Source organism: Commensalibacter papalotli (ex Servin-Garciduenas et al. 2014), assembly GCF_000527695.1.
GTDB lineage: Bacteria > Pseudomonadota > Alphaproteobacteria > Acetobacterales > Acetobacteraceae > Commensalibacter > Commensalibacter papalotli.
In genome coordinates this window covers 599,423-618,409 of sequence record NZ_ATSX01000001.1, presented here as the reverse complement: position 1 = coordinate 618,409, position 18,987 = coordinate 599,423, and the positions used below count along the sequence as shown (strand labels likewise).

Sequence of the window (18,987 nt, the reverse complement as noted above, 5' to 3'; positions counted from 1 at the left end):
TAACAAAATAAAAAGGAATAATAATGTCAATCATTGGGGCAATCATAATAGGGTTTATTATAGGCGCTATTGCTAAATTGTTAATGCCAGGCAAACAACCTGGTGGATTTATCGTAACTATTATCCTTGGAATTGCAGGATCTAGCTTTGCAACGTGGCTAGGGCAAGCTTTAAATATATACCATAATGGAGAAAAGGCAGGGTTTATATTCTCTGTCGTAGGTGCACTGATCATCTTATATCTATACAAAAAAGCTATAGAAATTATGTATAATAATCCGAATACTTAGATTCTCATAAAAGCTGTTTTTGTTTAATAAAGCAGCTTTTTTAAATTTTTCAAAAAAAAGTTTATTAATCTGTTTTTTGAAATATGGATATAAATAAAAATCTACATAACTTGCTTAAATATAAGCTATAAAAATAGAAACCGTAGCTCCAGTAGTAATTGTTAAAAGTAAAAAAATTACTTCGATACGTGGATCCTATAATAACAACACAACTATGCAATAAATAAAGCGGAAAATTGATATATCCCAAAAGACGAGAAATTTGAAGCTTATGTACAAATGTTTCGCATGATTTTGGTTATATTTACAGAACAAAACCATCTAAACTGTCGAAACGAACATCAATAACCGCAATCGAGCTAATCTCGTAAGAAAATACTTTATAAAACTTTCTGAAGAATGCACATATGACAGAATAAATCCTGTCATAATAAAAATACACAACTCTGAAACAAGCACCAATAAATGGACGATTATTAGTCCAACCAGATGAACTCAATAAAACACTAACAGCAAGGCTTTCACGAAGCCCTTCAAAGACATCAAATCACTTGATATTTATATCTTAACTTAAAGCTGATATTATCTATTTTTAAAAATTAAGTAATCATAAAAAAAGCGAATACCAATCAGGCATTCGCTTTAAATTAAACTATCAATTTAATCTTTTATGCAGATTGACTGATAATATCATCAGCAACATTACGAGGTACTGGATCATAATGATGGAATTGCATTGTAAATGATGCACGCCCTTTGGTCATAGAACGTAGATCAGAAATATAACCAAACATTTCTTTCAAAGGAACATAAGCACGAACCATAACGGTGCTGCCTGCTGTTTCTTGATTTTGGATCATACCACGACGACGGTTAAGATCGCCCACCACATCACCAACGTGATCATTTGGTGTGGTGATTTCAACATCCATAATTGGTTCAAGAATAACTGGACCAGCTTTTTTCATACCTTCACGAAAACATGCTTTACCAGCGATTTCGAATGCCAATGCTGAAGAGTCAACGTCATGATACTTACCATCGACTAATGTAAATTTAAAGTCAACAGTTGGGAAGCCAGCTAGAACACCAGAAGATGCCTGATTTCTAATCCCTTTATCAACAGCTGGGATATACTCTCTTGGCACAGAACCACCAACAATTTTATTTTCGAAAATAATACCTTCATTACGTTCGGTAGGTTCGAAAATAATTTTTACTTCAGCGTACTGACCAGCACCACCAGATTGCTTTTTATGGGTATAAATTTCAGTATGAGGTTGAGTAATCGTTTCACGATAAGCAACTTGAGGCGCACCAATATTCGCATCAACACCATATTCACGGCGTAAACGATCAATAATAATGTCAAGATGAAGCTCACCCATACCAGAAAGGATGGTTTGTCCGGTTTCTTGGTCTGTTTTCAATTGTAAAGATGGATCTTCAGCAGCCAATTTTTGTAAAGCAAGTGTCATTTTTTCCACTGCTTCTTTTGTTTTTGGCTCAACAGAAATGTCAATAACAGGAACTGGGAATTGCATACGTTCCAAAATAACAGGATCAGAACCATCAGCCAGCGTATCACCAGTTTTTGTATCTTTTAATCCAACAAATGCAGCAATATCACCTGCATGAACTTCTTTAAGTTCAAGACGTTTATCAGCATGCATTTGGAAAATACGACCAATACGCTCTTTATGACCGTGTGTTGTGTTCAACACTGTATCACCAGAACGTAATACACCACGATAAACACGAACGAAGGTCAATGAACCATATTTATCATTGATAATTTTAAATGCTAGGCCTGCAAATTTTCCATCTGGATCAACAGGAATAATTGGCAATGTGTTTTCATCAACTTCTTCATCCTCTGGAGGTGCAATACGAATACCTTCAACATCATCAGGAGCTGGTAAATAATCAATAATTGCATCTAACAAAGGTTGAACCCCTTTGTTTTTAAATGAAGAACCGCAAACTACTGGACGGAATTCACCAGAAATTGTACCTTTTTTAATACATTTCTTTAGAACTTCAACAGAAACATCACCGTTTTCAAAATACTCTTCCATTGCTGAATTATCAACAGCTAGCGCTGTATCTAGCAAATTTTGACGCCATTCAGCAGCTTTTTCTTTTAACTCTTCAGGAATTTCTACAACGTTAAATTTCGCTCCGAGCTCATCACCTTCCCAGATCAATGCTTTCATTTCTACAAGGTCAACGATACCTTGAAGATTTTCTTCAGCTCCAATTGGGAATTGCAATGGAATTGCAATAATATCTAATTTTTCTTTTAATGTGCTGAATGCATAATCGAAATTAGCACCCGTACGATCTAATTTATTAATATAAATTACACGTGGAACATTATAACGATCAGCTAAACGCCAGTTCGTTTCAGATTGTGGCTGAACACCAGCAACACCTTCAATAACGAATACAGCACCATCAAGAACACGCAAAGAACGATTTACTTCGATATTAAAATCGATGTGGCCTGGGGTGTCAATGATGTTAATACGATGATCTTTCCATTCACAAGTCACCGCAGCAGAGGTAATTGTAATCCCTCTTTCACGTTCTTGATCCATGTAATCGGTTGTGGTGTTTCCATCGTGAACCTCACCAATCTTATGAGAAACACCAGTGTAATATAAAATACGTTCAGTTGTTGTTGTTTTACCTGCATCAATATGTGCGGTAATACCTATATTACGGATTTTTGAAAGTTCAGACTGGGCGGACAAAGGAAAACCTCCACAAACGATGAAAGATACGATATTTTAATAAGATTCAAGATATTCGTATCAAATCGATAATAAACAAGAATACCCTCTCAATAAATAATTATTAAAGAGGGCTTTTTTCTATAAAGTTTTAAGTAAAGAATTAAGCTGTAACAGCTTCTTTCTTATTACGCGCTTGAAGAATACGGCGTTTAATCACCATTGCTTCTTCTGTAAGTTTGCGATTCGGTGTTGTTAACAAAAAGCTATCCAAACCACCATTATGTTCAATAGTACGCAAACCATGGTTTGTTACACGTAAACGAATTGATTGTCCTAGAATATCGGACAACAAAGAGTAATCTTGCAAATTGGGCAAGAAACGACGGCGGCTTTTATTGTTGGCGTGACTGACATTATTTCCTGTCAACACACCTTTGCCTGTAATTTGGCAACGGCGAGACATGCGTTTATCCTCAGATAATAAAGCCGACACACGAATGCTCGGCAAGAATAACAAATACTTAATATGTTCTAAATGACTAAAATTGCGGTATTAGTCAAGGGTCTTAAGTGTATTTACATCAAAATCTGGAAAAATTCTATAAAATAAAATCATTCATCAGATTGTTTTGCTTGAATTGCCCACATACTGGCATAAAAACCATTTTTTGCAAGTAAGAATTCATGCGTTCCCTGCTCCTTTATTTTACCATCTATCATAACCAGGATTAAATCAGAGTGAACTATTGTAGATAAACGGTGCGCAATAGTCACGACGGTCCTTCCTTTGGCAACACTATCCAAAGCCTGCTGTATTTCTTGCTCTGTGCGACTATCTAATGCGCTTGTTGCTTCATCCAAGATTAAAATACGAGGATTCTTTAAAATAGCTCGGGCAATCGCTATACGCTGCTTCTCCCCCCCAGATAGCTTTAATCCACGCTCTCCAACGTAACTCTGATATCCATCAGGTAAACTTTGAATAAAATTATGAATTTGTGCTAATTTTGCAGCATGTTCTATTTCTTCTTTACTGCATCCAAGACGACCATAAGCAATATTATATTCAATTGTATCATTAAAGAGGACTGTATCTTGTGGTACAACGCCAATTGCAGCCCTTAAATTAGACTGCGTATACTCACGAATATCTTGACCATCAATCATCACAGAGCCAGAATTCACATCATAAAACCTAAAAAGCAAACGGCTAATTGTTGATTTTCCTGCCCCGGTTGGTCCTACAATTGCTACCTGATTCCCTGGTTTGGCATCAAAGCTTATACCGTGTAATATTTCTCGATCTTCATCATAACCAAAATAAACATCACGAAACTTGATACTAGCAGGCCCAGCCTCGGATAAATTGGCTGGTAAATGCTGAGTATGCTCTCGATTATCGACTTCAGAATCTTGAGATAACAAAGAAAACATATTTTCCAAATCTACAATCGATTTTCTGAGGTTTGAATACACACTTCCAAGGAAATTTAATGGTTGATATAATTGCATTAAATAAGTATTAATCAGCACAAATTTACCAACAGAAAACTTACCTTGCACGATATCATGGGCAGCAAGGATCATCACAGAGGTAAGCGCCGTTGCAATAATAAATGACTGTCCAAAATTGAGACCATTTAAAGTCATTTGTGTTGTGATTGAAGCTTTTTCATAACGTGCAAGAGATTCGTCATAACGTTTGATCTCATGTGCTTCATTACCAAAATATTTTACAGTTTCATAATTTAGTAAACTATCCAAAGCACGGTTATTAGCCTCGTTATTAATTTCATTCATTTGTCGACGAATTTGAATACGCCAAGATGTAAATAAAATTGTGAATAAAAAATAAGCTGCAATAGCAATGCAAACTAACGTTGTATATCGCCAATCATATAAATTTGCGATAACAATTAAAACCATCAGAGCTTCGATTAAGGTCGGGACAATACTAAACACCCCCACTCTTAAAATAGTCTCTACCCCTTCACTTCCACGTTCGATTGCTCGGGTAATAGCACCTGTATGACGGTTTAAATGGAACTTTAATGAAAGGTTATGCATATGCTCAAAACATCTGAGTGTAATGGTGCGCATTACCCGAAAACGCAAAGGGGCAAACACTGTATCTTTGAGTTCAGAGCATAGACTAGATATAATTCGAATAAGCCCATACCCTAAAATAAGCCATAAAGGGATATAAATTAAATTTTGCCCATCTGTTTTAGACAAAACATCGACAACTTTACTGTAAAGATACGGGATACCCAAAGCAGATACTTTGGCAATAACCATTAAAAGAGTTGCAAAAACCAACTGTAAACGCATCATGGGTTGATGCTTTGGCCACAGATAAGATAAAAGCTCAAGCAAAGTTGACCAGCCTGATCGATTACTATCTTTGGCAGAAAAAAGGAATTTAGAGTATCTTGACATATTCAATTATTAATTGTTGTAAAAAAATATATACTAGAAGAATATAAAATTTAAATACAGACAATAACGTCTTTCTTGTAAATTATTTAAATCATTACAGTTCATGTAATAACAAAGGTTATTAATGCAAGCCACTGATTTTAAAACATTATTAAACTATATAGAAAAGTGTAATACTGCACATTTACACAAAGATTTTCTACCTTTCAGAGCAAATGATCAAATTATAGGATGGGTTAAACCAGAGTTTATAAACACCCTATATCAGTATGGTATCTTTAAAGCTGATGATCAAATTAACACTCTACCCCCTACAATAAGTTTAGAATCTTTGGGTCAAAAAATAATTCAAGATAAGCTTGTTCAAACTATGCATGAATTGTTTGACGTTTATCCTTCTCCTCATGCAAAGCCCATCGGACAAATTGATCGTGCTGTTTTACCCTCTTTGGGTTTTATCGGCACAGGCGTTCATCTGAATGGCCTGGTCAAGGATGGAGATGATACCTACCTATGGGTTGCTAAACGATCCCCACATAAGCGTCTTGATCCAGGCAAACTTGATCATATCGTTGCTGGAGGTATTCCTGCAGGACATACTCATCAAAGTGCCTTAGCCAAAGAGGCCGAGGAAGAAGCTAATATTCCTCATCAGCTAATTATTCAGGCTCAATATACTAGCATGGTAACCTACAGCATGATTCGCCCTGAAGGTTTGCGTCGAGATGTCTTATATTGTTATGATTTATGGCTACCGCAAGATTTCATACCCACACCCAATGACGGAGAAGTTGTCGGATTTGAGTTAATGAAAATTGAAGATGTTTATAGGCGTGTTTGCGATACTAATGATTTTAAGTTTAATATTAATCTCGTTTTAATCGATTTATTTTTACGTTTGGGTGTTATTTCTGCTAAATCAGCCAATGCACAAATGTTAAAAATCGGGTTAAGAGGAAAATTATTTCCTTGATATAAACTCTAACTTCTATGCAAAACTAACCAAATATAGCACTCACTTTATCTTTCCTATTCATACAATAATAGAAAAGAGTTTTACTTACCTGATAACGAAGCTTTTAAAAAATATGACCAAAAATCAAACTATCCATTCAAACAGAGACGCAAGTGTGGATAATTTTAGAGGTATTGCAACAATATCCATCATTTTTATTCATACCGTATTTTGGAGTGGCAGACATTATATCCCAGATTATATGAGGAATATTGCTTTATTTTTTGATGTTCCTATATTTTTTCTTTTAGCTGGATTTTCCCTTCGTCTATCTCAACGACTTAATCCTGTTAAACAGATATTTAAACTGATTTATTTCTTCACCTTTGTGGTTATTTTTATTAATTTAATATTGGGACACTTTGATTTTCAACATATTCTTGAATCAATAACCTTAAATAGCGCAATCGTTACAAGATTGCGGGTTATTGATGGATCTTATTGGTTCGTTCCTATGTATTGCTCGGCACTAATAGCATCTTGTGGTCTTATTCAAACCATAGGAAAAACAAGCCTATTTTTAATCCCGATCTCAATAATTTACTATGTTTTACATTATAATCATTTATACAGCATCAATCTTCATTTCATGGGATCAAGTGTAAACGGATTATTGTTTTATACCTCAGTCATGCTATTTGGTTATTATGTTTACGAGTATAGAGGAAAAATTTTCTGGCCTCTCTTATCCATACTATCATTATGTATTTTTCTAACGATGATCTATTATCACCCTAATGATTTTGACCTGCAATCCTCAAAATTTCCTACTAACTTGCCTTATATAATAGCCTCAATGGTTTCTATTTTTCTTGTGATGTTTTGTAACTCCAACAAGAAAATACCACTTCTTAATTTCGTAGGAAATAAAGCTATATTTTTCTATGCTGGGCAAGGAGTTGGTGCTTCTGTTCTATATTTTATAGACCAAGATTTTAATATGATTTGGTATTATAAATTAATTTGTTTATTTTGTATTAACTTAATAATTACTTTTATAGCATCATTTATTTTAATGTTCATTTATACAACTATATCAAAAATATTTTATAAATTTAAATCGAAATTAACAGTCTGAAACTGTTCAATTTTAATGGTTAGGCATTATTGCAAAAATCAAAAGATGCCTGACCATTATCACTTTAATTAATCTGCAAAAATAACCGTTTTACTGCCGTTCAAAATGACACGGTTTTCTACATGATATCGAACGGCTTTAGCCAATACACGACGTTCAATATCACGTCCTTTGCGTACCAAATCATCAGGCACATCACGATGACTGACCCTTTCAACATCTTGCTCAATAATAGGGCCTTCGTCTAAATCTTCGGTCACATAATGAGCCGTAGCACCAATCAGTTTTACCCCACGCGTAAAGGCCTGATGATAAGCTTTTGCTCCCTTGAACCCAGGTAAGAAAGAGTGATGAATATTAATACACTGACCAGGTAGTTTTTTTACCATATCAGAAGATAAGATTTGCATATAACGCGCTAAAACCACTAACTCAGAGCGCGTTTCCTTAATAATATCCCATAATTGTTGCTCTTGTTCTTTTTTTGTGTCTTTAGAAATTGGCAGATAATAAAATGGAATATCTTTCATATCTATATGTGCATATTCCTCTTTTGGATAGTTCGCAACAATCGCCACGGGATCAATCGGCAACTCACCTATCCGCCAACGATATAATAAATCGACCAAACAATGATCCATTTTAGATACCATCAGCATCACACGCCTACGTTTTGAGCGATTATGTAAAGACCAAGTCATATTAAATTGAGAAGCTAACGCCTCTATACGCGCGTGCAACCATTCATAAGTTTCATCGTGATCTTGCAAAGCAAAAACAACCCGCATAAAAAAACGTCCTGATGGGTCGTCATGCTGTTGAGATTCTAAGATATTTGCTTTCGCCTCAAATAACCCTGTTGAAATCACCGACACAATTCCTGGTCGATCTGGGCAAGAGAGGGTTAGTACATACTCAATAATACCGTTAACTTTTGTCATTTGTTGATAGCTTGCTTTTTTAATTTTTATTGATCGGTAATTATACACATTTTTAATAAACATGGCAGTAATTATCATAGTGGCATTTAGAAAATATTATTTTAGTTAAATGAACAAAATCTATTCGAATTTATTAAGAAATTTCTCTACCGTGTCTAAATATACAGAACCTTGCCTGTGTTGAAAATAAACCCTATATGGGACTTTACATTTTCTGATTTAAAAATAATGAAGCAATATCTATGACTTCTTTTATTCATTCAGAATTTTTCTCTTATATAACTAAAGTATATCAAGCAATCTAAGGTGGCAAATCCAAAGCCCCATCTTTAAAAAACCACAGCAATTTTTTTATCATTATTATGCATCATTTTATAAACTCAATGTTTGATCTTTTTGGAGCTATGGGTATATTATAATATTGTTTTCTATATAAAAACGTTTTGCCTGATCGCTGTCAAGAGTAGATAATCCCGCTAGAAAAGCGTCTGCATATAAATCCGCGTCTAATGCACTGTTTTCAGATTTTTTGGAATCAGAATCAACAATTACTTGAGCAATATCGAACAATATCCCATCCATTACATCCATAATACTTATTATTTGCAAACTTTCCCATTGTAAAGTCCAGTCACGATCACACTCTGTGTACGCTATTAAGTCATCACCAGCTATTTCTTTAAACGTAACAATTTTTAGAGTAAGAGGGTTTTGTAGTGCAAAAACGTCAGACTCCATTTTTACCTTTTTATATGCAAGAATTTTAGAAGCTCTTATTTCTCCAGCTTGATAGATAGGCATAAAATTATTTAAAACAATTAAGAAAATATACTCTGGTTTGCTATCAATAGTGAAAAATGTTACTGGTAATACATCCTCATAACCATCATGCAAACTGGTATGAGCTAGCCTACCATTCTTTTTATCAACAACGACTTTAGTTAAAAAAAATGTATCGACTTGATAAATTGAAACCTTTTCTATCTTAGTAGGAGTAAAAGCTTGGTTTGAGTCTTCTTTGTTTTCATGAATTGCATTTTTTTCCGACATTACATCTCGTTCTTTTAACTTGTTTTGATTTAACTTAACTTCTTTGATTTTTTCTATAATTTCAAGTGACGTTCAATGTTATATTTTATAAATATAAGCATACAAAGCATTAATTCGCTTCAATTTTATTAGCTCATAAAGATCACTTGTATTACAAGCATTAAACAAACCTATCCCAGTATTAGATATATGTATATCCTTTCTACTGTTTAATTGTTCAATATAATGTTCTTTACTAAGAAAGGCGTAATCCTTTTTAACAGCAACGGACTAATCTTGTGCTGCTACGGTTCATCTTTGTATAGCTCTTGCCACAACACTGCAAATTGATGCGGATTGATATAACATCATCGCCATTTGGAACAGCCACATCTAAATATACAAGCCAATCAAATTCACCTTTAAACTTTTCAAATGCACTCATATAAGTTTTTCTACGGTGCTCATTAAAACTTAGCAGTGATACGGCACTTTTGAGCGAATATCAAAAATTGTTGCTGCAGCATTGACTACTCCCCAAGTTGGATTTGAAGAGTAATCATATAGTTTAATAAAACTATATAGCTTTTGAAAGCTTTGATAATAAGTTCATTTTTTTAAAAATCATAATTATTTCATTTTCACCGTAAAAGCCGGCATTTCTCTATCTTTATTAATGTTTTCTAAAAATATTCTGGCAGTATTTAAAGCCTCTGCAATTGTAACATCCATATCTAAATAACGATATGTTCCTAAGCGTCCTACAAAAGTAACATTGTTTTCAGCTTCGGCTAAATCAACATATTGTTCTAGCTGTGTCATCTCTCCAACCAAACGAATAGGATAATAAGGCAGATCTTTTTCTGTACATAAACGACTAAATTCTTTATACATTACTGAATCACCATGGTTTTCCCATGGTGCAAAATATTTATGCTCGGTAATACGAGTATAAGGAACGCTTTCTTCTCCATAATTCATCACTGCTGTACCTTGATAATCACCTTGATAGGTGAATTTATGAAAATCCAAAGTACGATAAGCTAAACGTCCATATTGATAATCAAAATAAGCATCCAATGGACCGCTATAAAATACATGGCGATACTTGGTTTGGTCTGCCTTATCAAACTTGGTATTTAATGAAATTGTAATATTTTGATGATCCAAAATATGATCAATAATGACAGTGTATCCATCCTTTGGCATACCCTGAAATTTATGACTAAAATAATTATCATCATAATTAAAACGGACTGGTAAACGTTTTAAAATTGAAGCTGGCAACTCAGAGGGATACAATCCCCATTGTTTCAAAGTATAACCTTTGAAAAATGCTTCATATAACTCTTTACCCACAAATTTCAACGCTTGCTCTTCAAATGATTTTGGCTCTGTTATAGACACATCACCTTTACCAGCAATAAATTCTTTTGCTTCATCTGGTGAGAATGTTTTATGAAAAAATTGATTAATCGTATGTAAATTAATCGGTAAAGAAAATACTTGTCCATTTACTGTCGTTTTTACACGGTTTACATAAGGCATCATTTCAGCATACTGGTTAAGGAAATTCCAAACTTCTTCGTTATCAGTATGAAAGATATGCGGACCATAAGTATGCACCATCACCCCAGTTTCTTCGTCACGCTCAGAGTAACAATTCCCAGCAGTATGATTACGTTCATCAATAATATGAACATCATATCCATCTTCGGCCAACAAACGCCCAATAACCGCACCAGAAAAGCCTGCACCAACGATAAGTATTTTTTTATTTTCCATTATCTCTCTTTAACTCTCTACAAAGTGCCAATTTTTTTCTTATAACAAATATTAGAATTTTAGCATACTAATCATTACAAAATTACTCTATCTATAAACTAAATTCTATTTCAGTTGTTTATGTACCTTGGAATTAAATAAAACAACCTGATTTAAATTGGTTAAACCGAGCACACACTGCATTTCTTCTACTCTACTGCCAGCTGCACGAAGATAAAAAGTTTGACAATTTGCCCACAATTAATCGTTTTGTGGTGTCATTTCATAATATAAAACATTTACTGAATTACCAAGATTGTCAAGATTTCTTTAATAATTATACTTTTTCAGTTTCTCTTTACTTAAAAAGAAATTGATATCCACAGTTTTACGCGGAGAAAATTGAAAGAAAAGAAGCAAACCTATATGATAATAGTCACTACAAATAACTTCAAAAATGTCTTCATTTACGATTTTATCTTTTTTAGTAAAGACAACTAATATCGTTAAAACATCTTGTTTTACTCTAGGTTAATCCCCTATGATCTTATCAATATTTATATAATATGAACTTTTACTTTCAAAAAATAAGCTTTATCCCATTCAAATGGCGTTATTTCGTGCAAACGCATCATACAGCTTTCTTGGTTTTTACATTTTGATTTTATTGAAGAATATAATAGTTCTTCTAATAAAGTAGGCATAAAAAACAACAATAGAACTATACAACTTACAACAAAAAATATAATTTTTTAACCAATTTTCTTACACTTTATCATTATAGTTTTATTTTCAATTAAGGATTATCCTAGTATAAAGAACACAAAGTTAAATATCTTTATTCTCACATCATTTTATTTATATTTATTGAAGGATTAACCCCTCTTATGACATCACTCTTGCCCCCAATAACATCAAAGAAAATCAAGCAGATCGAACAACTTGGATATCAACGCACAGATGCATATGCTTGGCTCAAGGATGAAAATTGGCAAGAAGTGTTACATAATCCAAAATATCTTAAGAAAGAAATAGAAACCTATTTAATACAAGAAAACAACTTTACAGAAAACTATCTTGCACAAACCAAACCTTTGCAAGAAAACCTCTTTCAATCTATGAAAAATCGTATTGTTGCCAAAGATAATAGCCCAGAATTAGAAGATGGCGATTGGATTTATCTTTCTCACTATGAAGAAGGAAACGAATATAAAACCTATTACCGAAGATCTATTCATAGTCCTGCCGAACAACTTATTCTAGACCCTAATCTACAAGCAACAAAAACAGACTATTACAAAGTCGGTTATATCGAACACAGCCCTACTCATCAGCATCTTGCTTATGCAGAAGATACCCAGGGTTCTGAAATTTGGGATATTCGTATCAAAGATCTAAATACAAATACGCTTTTACCTCAAACAATCTCTCTCTGTGCAGGACAATTTACGTTCTCACCTTGCGGCGTTTATCTATTCTGGATTTATAGAGACGAACATGGTCGCCCCACCAAAATCTACCGTCATGAACTTTGCTCTGGAAATGATATATTAATCTATGAAGAAAAAGATCCTGGATTTTTCCTCTCTTTAGAGCGCAGCCTCTCTAATAACTGGATTTTTATTACAGCTAATGATCATGATACAAACGAAACTTGGCTCATTTCTGCGAAAACGCCAACGGCTGATCCTATTTGCGTTATGCCCCGCCAATCTGGTATTCAATATGAGTTAACAGACTGGCAACATCATTTTATTATCAAAACTAACCTAGACGCAGCAGATAATTTTAAACTGATGCGCCTTCCCATACCCAACACACAAAATTTATCACAAGCGAACTTATCTTCTGACTATTGGCAATCATGGGTAGAACATGATCCTCAAATATATCTTATGAATATGATTGCCTATCAAGATTATTTTATTCGTTTGGAACGCCATGACGTTAACACTCGCCTTATTATTACCAATAAAGAAGGCGAAGAAACCCCAGTATTAGGCACTGAAGAAGCTTTCACTTTATCCATAGATAAAACTTTAACGAATCAATCCGAATGGTTGCGTTACAGCTATCAATCCCCTACTACTCCACGACATTGGTATCACTATAATATGCGCACAGGGGAACAAAAAACACTTAAGCTTCAAGAAATCCCCTCTGGTCATAATCCTAAAGACTATAAAACTAAACGTTTGTGGGCGACGGCTTCAGATGGTGTAAAAATTCCCATAACACTTACATATCGTAAAAATATAAAATTAGAAGGTAGAACACCAGTTTTACTCTATGGGTATGGCTCTTATGGTTATGCTATTGATCCAACTTTTTCGAATAATGCACTAAATTATATGGATCAAGGATGGATTTATGCGATTGCTCACGTGCGCGGTGGCTCTGAAAAAGGTTGGAATTGGTTCTTAGAAGGGCGCAAATTTAATAAAATAAACAGTTTTACTGATTTTATATGTTGTGCTGATTATTTAATTGAACAAAACTATACACAAGCTGGCTATATTGTTGCTGATGGCAGGTCTGCTGGAGGAATGATAATGGGTTATATTGCCAATGAGCGTCCAGATCTATTTGCCGCGATCGTGGCCGTGGTTCCTTTTGTAGACGTGTTAAACACCATGTCTGATACATCTCTACCCTTAACCCCTCCAGAGTGGCCAGAATGGGGTAATCCCATTAAAGACGAACAAGCATATAAATATATTGCCAGTTACTCTCCTTATGATAACATAAAGAAACAAGACTATCCTGCAATATTAGCTATTGGTGGGTTAACTGATCCAAGGGTAACCTACTGGGAACCTGCAAAGTGGATTGCTAAATTAAGAGAGCATAATCTCTCTGATGCTCCATTACTCTTAAAAATTAATATGGATACTGGGCATGGAGGATCGGCGGGACGATACGATTCCCTTAAAGAGGCTGCTTTTATTCAAGCGTTTGCTCTTTTAACGATTCATTCTAAACAATCTAATCAAATTTAATTAAAGGTACACTATGCCTCTTAATAACAAAGATCCAGATCTGAATATTACACGACAATTGAGCCGTGCAGAACAGATCCATAATCAAACTATTGCCCAAACTTGCTTAACCATTATTTTATTCTTGTTTGGTTTATATACTATTCGTGCATTTGTGCCGTCTTTGATTTGGGGTATTATCTTTGCCATTGCGTGCTGGCCACTTTATGTCAAAGTCAAACAGATTTGGCCTTATAAAAGACCAGACTTTATATTGCCATTACTATTCGCTCTTGTAATTACATTACTTTTTATGTTTCCCTTTACGATTATTGCCGTTGAAGTTACCAAAGATATACAAGCATCATTTGAGTGGATTATTCATGCCAGTCATGAAGGGGTTTCTCCACCACAATGGCTACAAAACTTGCCTTTTGCACAAGATACAATAATTAGTTGGTGGAATCAGAATCTTGCAGATCCACAATCTGCTTCTAATTTGCTATCGAACTTACATCTAAGTCATGGTGTCTACGTCACTCAACAAATTGGGACGCAATTATTCCACAGAGGCTTGCAATTTCTATTTGCTATCATCACATTGTTTTTTCTCTTTAAGGATGGAGAAAGCGTTGTAAAACAATGCTTGCTTGGATCACGACGTTTATTTGGGCAACAAGGAGAAAACATTGCCAAACAAATGATTGCCTCTGTTCATGGCACAGTTTCAGGTCTGGTTTTGGTGGGATTAGGTCAAGGGGTTATTCTAGGATTTACGTATTATTTTGTTGGCATTCCACATGCAGCCCTGTTTGGAATTATGACAGCCATAGCTGCCATGGTACCCTTTTGTCCATTAATTGCCATTGCAGTTGTCGCTATTACTGCACTGTTAAAAGTCTCCTCCTTCGCCGCAATCAGTGTTGTTGTGATAGGGTGTATCATTGTCTTTATCGCAGATCACTTTATTCGCCCTGCATTAATCGGAGGATCAACGAAGCTACCTTTTATTTGGGTATTAATTGGTATCTTAGGAGGATTAGAATCATGGGGCATGATTGGTCTATTTATCGGGCCAGCAATCATGGCAGCATTAATGATGTTATGGTATAATTGGACGACAAGCAAAAAAACGCGTCTTTGATTTAATAAGTCATTAAACGATATCGGGCAGGCGGGATTCGAACCCACGACCCCCAGTCCCCCAGACTGATGCGCTACCAGGCTGCGCTACTGCCCGTTTAATGACAAGTTAAAAGCCATATAGCAACCTATATGGCGATAATCAACAAAAAACTAACATTCAGCAGCAATTATTTTTCTTAACTCTTGTAATTCACTTAAAATAGTTTTCAAAGAATAAATCAAAAGTTTATTTTCTTCTTTGAGGCGTGTGACTTCCAAAGTATTTGCTACTGATTTTGGAGATAATTTTTCATCATTCATATCAGCCTCTTCAGATTGCTCTGGTGGCATTTCTTGAGAAGCTATAGAAGAGCTTGAGACATCAATATCATTTTCGTTTTGCAACTCTAGATCTATATCAGTTTTTTTGGTGTTAAACTTAGAAAAATCTTCTTCTAAAAGACGTTGAACACCTTTTATTGTATACCCTTGAGTATATAAAAGCTCTGAAATATATTGTAGCAAAGAAATATCTTCGGTGCGATAATAACGCCGCCCACCACTACGTTTTACGGGTTGCACTTGTTTAAACCGCGTTTCCCAAAAACGCAATACATGTTGTGGGACGTGAATCTCTTCCGCTACTTCACTGATTGTACGAAAAGCACCTGGGTGTTTCTTAGTCACCCCTTCTGCCTCTATATCAGAATTATCTTCGATATTATCCAAGAATTCTTCTTCTACTTCACTAGAAGAAACAGTAGAGGTGCTATTCGTCATCTTTTAACCCTTTCGAGCAGCTTTCTTCATCATACCTTCATTAACACTATTTTTAAGCATTTGGCTAGGACGAAATGCTAAAACCAATCGCGGTTCAATAACCACCTCTTCTCCAGTCTTTGGATTTCGTCCAACGCGACTACCTTTTCTTCTAACAGAAAAGGTTCCAAATCCGCTTACTTTAACCGAATCACCACCTTCCAAAGTCGAAATAATTTTTTCAAGTACATCTTCCAGTAGTTTGGCTGATTCACTGCGTGAAAGGCCAACATGGCTATAAAGTTTTTCTATTAATCCAGCACGTGTCAAAGTTTGCATAATTTATCAAATAATCAATAATTAAAAGTTGTTAACAAAATCATAATCAGCTTTAAAGGTTTTTTTCCTATAACCGAATTAAGGACGATCCCCAACTTAATCCTCCCCCCAAAGCTTCAATAACTATTAAATCGCCTTTTTGAATACGGCCATCACGCACAGCTTCATTTAAAGCAAGTGGTACTGAGGCTGCAGACGTATTTGCATGACGATCAACGGTTACAATCACACGGTCAGAAGAAAGATGTAATTTCTTTCCCATCCCTGCAATAATTCTTAAATTAGCCTGATGAGGAACAAGCCAATCTATATCTTCGTGTTGTAGGTTGTTTGCTTTCAAAGCTTCTTCTACAACTTCAGAAAGTTTAGTTACAGCATGACGAAACACTTCTTGACCATGCATTCTTACAAAACAAGAATCTTCTGTTCTCGAAGGTATTCCATCAACATACAAAAGATCTCCATAAGAACCATCCGTATGTAAATAAACCCCTAATATGCCTTTATCTTGTTTAGCCGTATTTTGAATTTCTTCGGCACTCAGTATGACAGCCCCTGCACCATCACCAAACAAAACACATGTTCTACGATCTGACCAATCTAATATACGTGAGTAAACCTCACTACCAATTAAAAGAACATTTTTAGCTTGACCATTACGAATAAAATTATCTGCAACAGATAACCCAAAAACAAACCCTGCACATGCAGAGGAAATATCAAAAGCAAAGCCTTTTTTAATTCCTAAAATTTGCTGCACTCTCGCTGCTGTTGTTGGAAATACTTGATCTGGTGTACAAGTTGCAACGATAATCGCATCAATATCGTCAACAGTTAACCCTGCGTATTCCATTGCTTGTTTGGCGGCATTAACAGCAAGAGATGTACAGGTTTCATTTCCTGAAATAATATGGCGTTGATGGATACCAGTTCTTTCACGAATCCATTCATCAGATGTATCCACTGTTTCTGATAACTCTTGATTTGTTACAATTCTTTCTGGCAAACACCCACCAAATCCTATTAAGCGTGAACAATATGCCATCTAGTTATCCTAAAATCCGATTTGATTATCTATAATTTATGATTGTTGATTAGTATCTTTTACAGCATTAACTTTAGACAATCCAGCCAAGATTTCTTCATGAAAACCATGACTGATCATATCCATCGCAACATCAACTGCACATGCAAAACCAACTTCATCTGCCCCACCATGGGATTTTACCACAACCCCATTAAGCCCCACAAATACAGCGCCATTATAACGGCGTGGATCAAGCCATTCTTTCATACGCTCTAAACCTGGCCGAACCATCAAGTAACCTAGTTTGCCACGTACGCCTGAAGTATAAACTTGCTTTAACAAGTGAAAGACGAGCTTTAAAGCCCCTTCACCTGTTTTCAACGCTATATTCCCTGTAAATCCATCTGTAACAACGACATCCGTGGTTCCGGCAGTAATGTCATGGCCTTCTATAAACCCATAAAATTGATCAGATAAAGGGCTATTGCGCAAAACATCAGCAGCTACGCGCAAACGCTCATCACCTTTCAACTCTTCTGAACCAACATTCAACAAACCAATTGTTGGATGCGGGAGCCCAAGAACTGCTTTGGCAAAAGCATGTCCCATAATAGCAAAATCAACAAGATTACGGCTATCACAAGCAACATTTGCGCCCAAATCCAACATGACTGCATCCCCTTTAGCTGTTGGGTTAATAGCAGCCATTGCTGGGCGAGCAATACCAGGCATCGTTTTGACAATAATCTGAGCTAAAGCTAACATAGCACCACTGTTACCAGCAGACACAACACCTTTAGATTCTTTTTTAGCAACACTTTCCATTGCCATACGCAAAGAAGAATCCCGTATTTTCAAAGCGGTTGTCGGTTTCATATCCATTGGAATAGATACAGATGTGTGCCTGAGTGTACAAACAGCCGAAACATTAGGATATTGATGCAACAAAGGATCAATCTTTGTTGCATCACCTATCAATAATATTTTTATATTTGGATGACGGAGCGCTGTAAAATCCAATCCTTTGATAACAATATCAGGGGCTTGATCACCCCCCATTGCATCAATAACGAGATCATATTGATCTTCTTTTGGAATTTCTGCTTCTGAGCTCATAATTTATAGCTTACTCCTGTAAAGCATTACTCTAATAAAATTATACAATTACAATTGTTAAAGTTAATCTCATCAAATTACATGTTTTACAGGGTTTCCTTATAAAACTACTGACGAACAGCAACTTTCAGTGCTTTACCAGCTGCAACGACTTCGCGTCCATCATAATGGCCACAGTGACTGCAAACATGGTGAGGGCGTTTCAACTCGCCACAACTTGCACATTCTGCATGTGCTTCTGTACGTAATGCATGATGACTACGACGCATACCACGACGTGAAGGTGATGTTTTTCTCTTAGGAACAGCCATTAGTCCCCCCTAACCTTTCCCAACTATCGAACAACTTT

16 protein-coding genes and 1 tRNA gene are annotated in these 18,987 nt (G+C 35.4%); 5 read left to right on the top strand and 12 right to left on the bottom strand.

Translation table 11 applies throughout. The annotated features are described in order from the left end of the window. The first annotated feature begins 23 nt into the window (after positions 1 to 23). The gene (locus COMX_RS02760; protein WP_034336731.1) at positions 24 to 290 is read left to right on the top strand and encodes a GlsB/YeaQ/YmgE family stress response membrane protein; all 267 of its coding nucleotides are present in this window, start codon (positions 24 to 26) and stop codon (positions 288 to 290) included. A gap of 668 nt (positions 291 to 958) precedes the next feature. On the opposite strand, the gene fusA is transcribed toward COMX_RS02760, so the two are convergent. The 3 genes from fusA to COMX_RS02745 form a co-directional block, all read right to left on the bottom strand. Further along, positions 959 to 3,046, bottom strand: a complete 2,088-nt coding sequence (gene fusA / locus COMX_RS02755) for an elongation factor G (RefSeq protein ID WP_034336726.1) — start codon at positions 3,044 to 3,046, stop codon at positions 959 to 961. Between the two features lie 142 nt (positions 3,047 to 3,188). Continuing rightward, complete coding sequence (gene rpmB / locus COMX_RS02750; protein ID WP_034336724.1) at positions 3,189 to 3,491, bottom strand: 50S ribosomal protein L28; 303 nt, start codon at positions 3,489 to 3,491, stop codon at positions 3,189 to 3,191. A 149-nt stretch (positions 3,492 to 3,640) separates the two neighbouring features. Beyond that, positions 3,641 to 5,467 carry an ABCB family ABC transporter ATP-binding protein/permease gene (locus tag COMX_RS02745; protein ID WP_034336721.1) on the bottom strand — a complete coding sequence of 609 codons (1,827 nt, stop codon included), beginning with the start codon at positions 5,465 to 5,467 and terminating at the stop codon, positions 3,641 to 3,643. 124 nt (positions 5,468 to 5,591) lie between these two features. On the opposite strand from COMX_RS02745, the gene COMX_RS02740 reads away from it, so the two are divergent. Then, positions 5,592 to 6,440: an NUDIX hydrolase gene (locus tag COMX_RS02740; RefSeq protein ID WP_034336719.1), complete on the top strand. Its 849-nt coding sequence runs from the start codon at positions 5,592 to 5,594 to the stop codon at positions 6,438 to 6,440. Positions 6,441 to 6,555: 115 nt separating this feature from the next. Continuing rightward, the gene (locus tag COMX_RS02735) at positions 6,556 to 7,560 is read left to right on the top strand and encodes an acyltransferase family protein (RefSeq protein ID WP_034336717.1); all 1,005 of its coding nucleotides are present in this window, start codon (positions 6,556 to 6,558) and stop codon (positions 7,558 to 7,560) included. A 68-nt stretch (positions 7,561 to 7,628) separates the two neighbouring features. Here the strand turns inward: COMX_RS02735 and purU are convergent, their stop codons facing one another. The 3 genes from purU to glf all read right to left on the bottom strand — a co-directional run bounded on the left by purU (position 7,629) and on the right by glf (position 11,315). Then, positions 7,629 to 8,501 carry a formyltetrahydrofolate deformylase gene (gene purU / locus COMX_RS02730; RefSeq protein WP_034338803.1) on the bottom strand — a complete coding sequence of 291 codons (873 nt, stop codon included), beginning with the start codon at positions 8,499 to 8,501 and terminating at the stop codon, positions 7,629 to 7,631. A gap of 402 nt (positions 8,502 to 8,903) precedes the next feature. Further along, complete coding sequence (locus COMX_RS02725; protein ID WP_034336716.1) at positions 8,904 to 9,551, bottom strand: hypothetical protein; 648 nt, start codon at positions 9,549 to 9,551, stop codon at positions 8,904 to 8,906. Between the two features lie 609 nt (positions 9,552 to 10,160). Next, positions 10,161 to 11,315, bottom strand: coding sequence for a UDP-galactopyranose mutase (glf, locus tag COMX_RS02720; RefSeq protein ID WP_034336714.1), 1,155 nt, complete (start codon positions 11,313 to 11,315; stop codon positions 10,161 to 10,163). An 866-nt stretch (positions 11,316 to 12,181) separates the two neighbouring features. Between glf and COMX_RS02715 the strand changes: the two genes are divergently transcribed. Together COMX_RS02715 and COMX_RS02710 are read left to right on the top strand one after the other, a co-directional pair. Next, positions 12,182 to 14,293, top strand: a complete 2,112-nt coding sequence (locus tag COMX_RS02715) for a S9 family peptidase (protein ID WP_034336711.1) — start codon at positions 12,182 to 12,184, stop codon at positions 14,291 to 14,293. 13 nt (positions 14,294 to 14,306) lie between these two features. After that, on the top strand, positions 14,307 to 15,416 hold the full coding sequence (locus COMX_RS02710; RefSeq protein ID WP_084051498.1) for an AI-2E family transporter: 1,110 nt from the start codon (positions 14,307 to 14,309) through the stop codon (positions 15,414 to 15,416). Between the two features lie 22 nt (positions 15,417 to 15,438). Here COMX_RS02710 and COMX_RS02705 read toward each other — a convergent pair. The 6 genes from COMX_RS02705 to rpmF form a co-directional block, all read right to left on the bottom strand. Beyond that, a tRNA-Pro gene (locus COMX_RS02705) sits at positions 15,439 to 15,512 on the bottom strand. A gap of 56 nt (positions 15,513 to 15,568) precedes the next feature. Further along, positions 15,569 to 16,177, bottom strand: coding sequence for a MerR family transcriptional regulator (locus COMX_RS02700; protein WP_051461813.1), 609 nt, complete (start codon positions 16,175 to 16,177; stop codon positions 15,569 to 15,571). Between the two features lie 3 nt (positions 16,178 to 16,180). Next, positions 16,181 to 16,495, bottom strand: coding sequence for an integration host factor subunit alpha (locus COMX_RS02695; protein WP_034336709.1), 315 nt, complete (start codon positions 16,493 to 16,495; stop codon positions 16,181 to 16,183). A 67-nt stretch (positions 16,496 to 16,562) separates the two neighbouring features. Beyond that, the gene (locus tag COMX_RS02690) at positions 16,563 to 17,540 is read right to left on the bottom strand and encodes a beta-ketoacyl-ACP synthase III (protein WP_034336706.1); all 978 of its coding nucleotides are present in this window, start codon (positions 17,538 to 17,540) and stop codon (positions 16,563 to 16,565) included. Between the two features lie 36 nt (positions 17,541 to 17,576). Continuing rightward, positions 17,577 to 18,638, bottom strand: a complete 1,062-nt coding sequence (gene plsX / locus COMX_RS02685) for a phosphate acyltransferase PlsX (RefSeq protein WP_051461812.1) — start codon at positions 18,636 to 18,638, stop codon at positions 17,577 to 17,579. Positions 18,639 to 18,745: 107 nt separating this feature from the next. Beyond that, positions 18,746 to 18,949 carry a 50S ribosomal protein L32 gene (gene rpmF, locus COMX_RS02680; RefSeq protein WP_034336703.1) on the bottom strand — a complete coding sequence of 68 codons (204 nt, stop codon included), beginning with the start codon at positions 18,947 to 18,949 and terminating at the stop codon, positions 18,746 to 18,748. Between the last annotated feature and the right edge of the window lie 38 nt (positions 18,950 to 18,987).

Excerpts from the sequence above, each read along its gene's own strand:
- COMX_RS02760 (WP_034336731.1), top strand. The coding sequence starts at position 24 with ATGTCAATCATTGGGGCAATCATAATAGGGTTTATTATAGGCGCTATT.
- rpmB (WP_034336724.1), bottom strand. The coding sequence starts at position 3,491 with ATGTCTCGCCGTTGCCAAATTACAGGCAAAGGTGTGTTGACAGGAAAT.
- COMX_RS02745 (WP_034336721.1), bottom strand. The coding sequence starts at position 5,467 with ATGTCAAGATACTCTAAATTCCTTTTTTCTGCCAAAGATAGTAATCGA.
- COMX_RS02740 (WP_034336719.1), top strand. The coding sequence starts at position 5,592 with ATGCAAGCCACTGATTTTAAAACATTATTAAACTATATAGAAAAGTGT.
- COMX_RS02735 (WP_034336717.1), top strand. The coding sequence starts at position 6,556 with ATGACCAAAAATCAAACTATCCATTCAAACAGAGACGCAAGTGTGGAT.
- purU (WP_034338803.1), bottom strand. The coding sequence starts at position 8,501 with ATGACAAAAGTTAACGGTATTATTGAGTATGTACTAACCCTCTCTTGC.
- COMX_RS02725 (WP_034336716.1), bottom strand. The coding sequence starts at position 9,551 with ATGTCGGAAAAAAATGCAATTCATGAAAACAAAGAAGACTCAAACCAA.
- glf (WP_034336714.1), bottom strand. The coding sequence starts at position 11,315 with ATGGAAAATAAAAAAATACTTATCGTTGGTGCAGGCTTTTCTGGTGCG.
- COMX_RS02715 (WP_034336711.1), top strand. The coding sequence starts at position 12,182 with ATGACATCACTCTTGCCCCCAATAACATCAAAGAAAATCAAGCAGATC.
- COMX_RS02710 (WP_084051498.1), top strand. The coding sequence starts at position 14,307 with ATGCCTCTTAATAACAAAGATCCAGATCTGAATATTACACGACAATTG.
- COMX_RS02700 (WP_051461813.1), bottom strand. The coding sequence starts at position 16,177 with ATGACGAATAGCACCTCTACTGTTTCTTCTAGTGAAGTAGAAGAAGAA.
- COMX_RS02695 (WP_034336709.1), bottom strand. The coding sequence starts at position 16,495 with ATGCAAACTTTGACACGTGCTGGATTAATAGAAAAACTTTATAGCCAT.
- COMX_RS02690 (WP_034336706.1), bottom strand. The coding sequence starts at position 17,540 with ATGGCATATTGTTCACGCTTAATAGGATTTGGTGGGTGTTTGCCAGAA.
- plsX (WP_051461812.1), bottom strand. The coding sequence starts at position 18,638 with ATGAGCTCAGAAGCAGAAATTCCAAAAGAAGATCAATATGATCTCGTT.
- rpmF (WP_034336703.1), bottom strand. The coding sequence starts at position 18,949 with ATGGCTGTTCCTAAGAGAAAAACATCACCTTCACGTCGTGGTATGCGT.